2 tRNA genes and 3 rRNA genes are annotated in these 5,798 nt (G+C 48.6%); all 5 read left to right on the top strand.

Annotation, left to right across the window (positions count from 1 at the left end):
- Window positions 1–593: 593 nt before the first annotated feature.
- The 5 genes from HQN85_RS15650 to rrf all read left to right on the top strand — a co-directional run bounded on the left by HQN85_RS15650 (window position 594) and on the right by rrf (window position 5,738).
- Window positions 594–2,113: ribosomal RNA gene (locus HQN85_RS15650) — 16S ribosomal RNA — on the top strand.
- Window positions 2,114–2,293: 180 nt separating this feature from the next.
- Window positions 2,294–2,368, top strand: a tRNA-Ile gene (locus HQN85_RS15645).
- 19 nt (window positions 2,369–2,387) lie between these two features.
- A tRNA-Ala gene (locus HQN85_RS15640) sits at window positions 2,388–2,464 on the top strand.
- 205 nt (window positions 2,465–2,669) lie between these two features.
- A 23S ribosomal RNA gene (locus tag HQN85_RS15635) occupies window positions 2,670–5,548 on the top strand.
- A 78-nt stretch (window positions 5,549–5,626) separates the two neighbouring features.
- Window positions 5,627–5,738 (top strand): 5S ribosomal RNA (gene rrf, locus HQN85_RS15630).
- The 16S, 23S and 5S rRNA genes sit together here with 2 tRNA genes alongside, the layout of an rRNA operon.
- Window positions 5,739–5,798: the final 60 nt, after the last annotated feature.

The raw sequence follows: 5,798 nt of genomic DNA, 5'->3' as shown, positions 1-5,798 counted from the left end.
AGGGGATTGAAAGTAAAACGGCTAGTATTTAGCCACTTACGGATAGGGCGAAAAAAACTTTAAAAAAAGTTTTGGGAAGCTAAAAAGTTTCCTACCTTTGCAACCCGCTACGGAGGTAACGACAAAAGGGAAAAGAGAGGGGATTTGGAGAGATGGGTTTTGAAATAACAGAGACGACAACAAGTAAACATACGGGACGAAAAAAAGTTTCGAAAAAATAAAAAAAAAGTTTGCAGGTTTAAAAAAGTTTCCTACCTTTGCAGTCCCAAACGAAACGGGAGCCGATCAACGGATGTTGAGAAAGCGAATAAACAAGATTGAAACAGTGAATTGCCGAACAGAAGCGGAACATTAAGACCGCCGAAACACAGCAACGAATTGCAACATATACAGATCGCCGCGAGGTACGATCGAAAAGTTCATTAAAGAGATATCATTTATACAACGCAGCGGGGCAAACAGTACGATTTCAAAGTACATGACACCAAGCTGTTTCTTAAGTCTATTCTATCAGACAACATAATAGAATACAAGACTATTTAATTTTTAACAACACTAGAATAAGAATGGTCAGTGTTCAAACAACACATTTTACAATGGAGAGTTTGATCCTGGCTCAGGATGAACGCTAGCGGCAGGCCTAATACATGCAAGTCGAGGGGTAGTGGGAGCTTGCTTCCATGAGACCGGCGCACGGGTGCGTAACGCGTATGCAATCTACCTCTATCTGGGGGATAGCCCGAAGAAATTCGGATTAACACCGCATAAAATCACAGTACGGCATCGTACAATGATCAAATATTTATAGGATAGAGATGAGCATGCGTGTCATTAGTTAGTTGGCGGGGTAACGGCCCACCAAGACCACGATGACTAGGGGATCTGAGAGGATGACCCCCCACACTGGTACTGAGACACGGACCAGACTCCTACGGGAGGCAGCAGTAAGGAATATTGGTCAATGGAGGCAACTCTGAACCAGCCATGCCGCGTGCAGGAAGACAGCCCTCTGGGTCGTAAACTGCTTTTATTCGGGAATAAACCTACTTACGTGTAAGTAGCTGAATGTACCGAAGGAATAAGGATCGGCTAACTCCGTGCCAGCAGCCGCGGTAATACGGAGGATCCAAGCGTTATCCGGATTTATTGGGTTTAAAGGGTGCGTAGGCGGCCTGTTAAGTCAGGGGTGAAAGACGGTAGCTCAACTATCGCAGTGCCCTTGATACTGATGGGCTTGAATACACTAGAGGTAGGCGGAATGTGACAAGTAGCGGTGAAATGCATAGATATGTCACAGAACACCGATTGCGAAGGCAGCTTACTATGGTGCAATTGACGCTGAGGCACGAAAGCGTGGGGATCAAACAGGATTAGATACCCTGGTAGTCCACGCCCTAAACGATGAATACTCGCTGTTGGCGATACACAGTCAGCGGCTAAGCGAAAGCGTTAAGTATTCCACCTGGGGAGTACGCTCGCAAGAGTGAAACTCAAAGGAATTGACGGGGGCCCGCACAAGCGGAGGAGCATGTGGTTTAATTCGATGATACGCGAGGAACCTTACCCGGGCTTGAAAGTTAGTGAAGTATCCAGAGATGGATGCGTCCGCAAGGACACGAAACTAGGTGCTGCATGGCTGTCGTCAGCTCGTGCCGTGAGGTGTTGGGTTAAGTCCCGCAACGAGCGCAACCCCTATGTTTAGTTGCCAGCACGTTATGGTGGGGACTCTAAACAGACTGCCTGTGCAAACAGAGAGGAAGGAGGGGACGACGTCAAGTCATCATGGCCCTTACGTCCGGGGCTACACACGTGCTACAATGGATGGTACAGAGGGCAGCAAGCTGGCAACAGCAAGCAAATCTCAAAAAGCCATTCACAGTTCGGATAGAGGTCTGCAACTCGACCTCTTGAAGTTGGATTCGCTAGTAATCGCATATCAGCAATGATGCGGTGAATACGTTCCCGGGCCTTGTACACACCGCCCGTCAAGCCATGGAAGTTGGGGGTACCTAAAGTACGTAACCGCAAGGAGCGTCCTAGGGTAAAACCGATAACTGGGGCTAAGTCGTAACAAGGTAGCCGTACCGGAAGGTGCGGCTGGAATACCTCCTTTCTGGAGTAGGAAAGACTACTCGCTGCGTAAAAAATGATACATATCTCTAAAGGAAAAACCCAGAAGATGAAGCCATCAGTGGTTCTGCAGAAGAAGCAGGGACAGATAGGTTTTCAGTTGGCGGTTAACAGTAAGCAGTTTAATCTGAAACTGTGGATTGAACACTGCAAACTAACAAAAAGTCCCGTAGCTCAGCCTGGTTAGAGCACTACACTGATAATGTAGGGGTCTCCAGTTCAAATCTGGACGGGACTACAAAAGCGGAAGTTTTTTTGGGGGATTAGCTCAGCTGGCTAGAGCGCCTGCCTTGCACGCAGGAGGTCAACGGTTCGACTCCGTTATTCTCCACCATCACCGGTGCCTGTTACAAAAGGCACGTTTATAATAGATACCTTTAGGGGTATCCGGGATTGAAAAGTTCTTTGACATATTGGAAGAAGTTAAAAAAGAAGAGCAAACAACAATAGAGACGTTGTTAGCTTTGAGCTCCCTCGGGGGCGATAAGATAACGACAGATCAAAAAAGCATTTATATAGGCGCAAAAGGCTATATAGAGAAGAAAGTAAGAAAGAGTATACGGGGGATGCCTTGGCTCTCAGAGGCGATGAAGGACGTGATAAGCTGCGATAAGCCGCGGGGATCAGCAAATATGAATTGATCCGCGGATTTCCGAATGGGGAAACCTGGCTAGTTGAAGACTAGTCGCACATAGTGCGCAAACCTGCCGAACTGAAACATCTAAGTAAGCAGAGGAAGAGAAAATAATAATGATTTCCTAAGTAGTGGCGAGCGAAAGGGAAAGAGCCCAAACCAGCCATGTTACGGCATGACTGGGGTTGTAGGACTACGATGTGATTATAATGCAATGAAGTGGAACGGGATGGGAAGCCCGGCGATACAGAGTGATAGCCTCGTACACGTAAGTACCATTAGTCTAGTAGTATCCTGAGTACCGCGAGGTCGGAGACGCCTTGTGGGAATCTGCCGGCACCATCCGGTAAGGCTAAATACTCCTGAGAGACCGATAGTGAACCAGTACCGTGAGGGAAAGGTGAAAAGAACCCCGAACAGGGGAGTGAAATAGAACCTGAAACCGTATACTTACAAGCGGTCGGAGCGTCCAGGTGGCGTGACGGCGTGCCTTTTGCATAATGAGCCTACGAGTTACTCTTCTCTGGCAAGGTTAAGTGTTTAAGACACGGATCCGAAGCGAAAGCGAGTCTGAATAGGGCGTATAGTCAGGGGAGGTAGACGCGAAACCTTGTGATCTACCCATGGACAGGTTGAAGGTGCGGTAACACGTACTGGAGGACCGAACCGATAAACGTTGAAAAGTTTCCGGATGATCTGTGGGTAGGGGTGAAAGGCTAATCAAACTGGGAAATAGCTCGTACTCCCCGAAATGTTTTTAGGAACAGCGTGGACATTAAGTTATATAGAGGTAGAGCTACTGATTGGGTGCGGGGGAGTCAAATCCTACCAAATCCAGACAAACTCCGAATGCTATATAATATGGTCTGCAGTGAGGCGCGGGGTGCTAAGGTCACGCGCCGAGAGGGAAAGAACCCAGACCATCAGCTAAGGTCCCTAAATTACCGCTAAGTTGAACTAACGAGGTGCGATTGCATAGACAGCTAGGATGTTGGCTTGGAAGCAGCCATTCATTTAAAGAGTGCGTAACAGCTCACTAGTCGAGCGATCGTGCATGGATAATAAACGGGCATTAAGTGGTATACCGAAGCTATGGGTAATATTAATATTACGGTAGGGGAGCATTCCAGCGGCAGCGAAGTTGTAGCGTGAGCTATGGTGGAGCTTCTGGAAAAGCAAATGTAGGCATAAGTAACGATAAGGCGGGAGAGAAACCCGCCCACCGAAAGGATAAGGTTTCCTGATCAACGCTAATCGGATCAGGGTTAGTCGGGGCCTAAGGAGAACCCGAAGGGGATATTCGATGGACAACGGTTTAATATTACCGTACTTTTTATAACTGCGATGTGGGGACGGAGTAGTGACACTGCCGCGATCTGACGGAATAGATCGTTAAAGGCTGTAGGTATAAGACTGGTAGGCAAATCCGCCGGTCTTGCTGAACGCTGATAGTACCGCAAGCCTTCGGGTGAGTGGATAGTGCAGGTAATCAGACTTCCAAGAAAAACCGCTAAGCTTCAGGTTATAAAAACCCGTACCGCAAACCGACACAGGTATCCGGGAAGAGAATTCTAAGGTGCTCGAGTGAATCATGGCTAAGGAACTCGGCAAAATGGCCCTGTAACTTCGGGAGAAGGGGCGCTGGTAGCAATATCAGCCGCAGTGAAAAGGCCCAGGCGACTGTTTAACAAAAACACATGGCTTTGCAAAATCGAAAGATGAAGTATAAGGCCTGACACCTGCCCGGTGCTGGAAGGTTAAGAGGGGATGTCATCCGCAAGGAGAAGCATTGAATCGAAGCCCCAGTAAACGGCGGCCGTAACTATAACGGTCCTAAGGTAGCGAAATTCCTTGTCGGGTAAGTTCCGACCTGCACGAATGGTGTAACGATCTGGGCGCTGTCTCAGCCATGAGCTCGGTGAAATTGTGGTCCCGGTGAAGACGCCGGGTACCCGCAACGGGACGGAAAGACCCCATGCACCTTCACTACAATTTAACATTGACATTGGATACAGGATGTGTAGGATAGGTGGGAGGCTTTGAAGCGGCGTCGCTAGGCGTCGTGGAGCCAACGTTGAAATACCACCCTTTTTGTATTCGGTGTCTAACCCCGCCCAGCGGGGGACATTGTTTGATGGGTAGTTTGACTGGGGTGGTCGCCTCCAAAAAGGTAACGGAGGCTTTCAAAGGTAAGCTCAGTACGCTTGGTAACCGTACGCGGAGTGCAATAGCATAAGCTTGCTTGACTGTGAGGCAGACAAGCCGAGCAGGGTCGAAAGACGGATATAGTGATCCGGTGGTTCTGCATGGAAGGGCCATCGCTCAAAGGATAAAAGGTACGCTGGGGATAACAGGCTGATCTCCCCCAAGAGCTCATATCGACGGGGAGGTTTGGCACCTCGATGTCGGCTCGTCACATCCTGGGGCTGGAGAAGGTCCCAAGGGTTCGGCTGTTCGCCGATTAAAGTGGCACGCGAGCTGGGTTCAGAACGTCGCGAGACAGTTCGGTCCCTATCTGTTGTGGGCGTAGGAATTTTGAGTGGGGCTGACCTTAGTACGAGAGGACCGGGTTGGACTAGCCTCTAGTGAATCTGTTGTTCCGCCAGGGGCATTGCAGAGTAGCTACGCTGGGGATAGATAAGCGCTGAAAGCATCTAAGTGCGAAACTAGCCACGAGATGAGAATTCCATATAGGACCGTAGAAGACTACTACGTCGATAGGTTACAGATGTAAAGCTGGTGACAGCACAGTCGAGTAATACTAATCATCCGAAGCTTTCAAGAGCAGAACGTTGTTTGCTCTTCCAAAATAACTTCTTTCAATAATATGTCATTCTGTTCCAGATGGAACATTAAAGATATTCAGGTGCCTATATCGGCGGTGTCCACCTCTTCCCATTCCGAACAGAGAAGTTAAGCCCGCCAGAGCCGATGGTACTGCAGTAACATGTGGGAGAGTAGGTCGGTGCCAGATCCTAAAGAAGCCCTGTAGCTAACGCTGCAGGGCTTTCTTGTTTTATTAAAATCCAATAAT

The sequence above is a fragment of the Pedobacter boryungensis genome (assembly GCF_013204825.1).
GTDB classification, from domain to species: Bacteria; Bacteroidota; Bacteroidia; order Sphingobacteriales; family Sphingobacteriaceae; genus Pedobacter; species Pedobacter boryungensis.
Note: the sequence above shows the minus strand (reverse complement) of the source record. Positions and strands in the feature narration are given on the sequence as shown.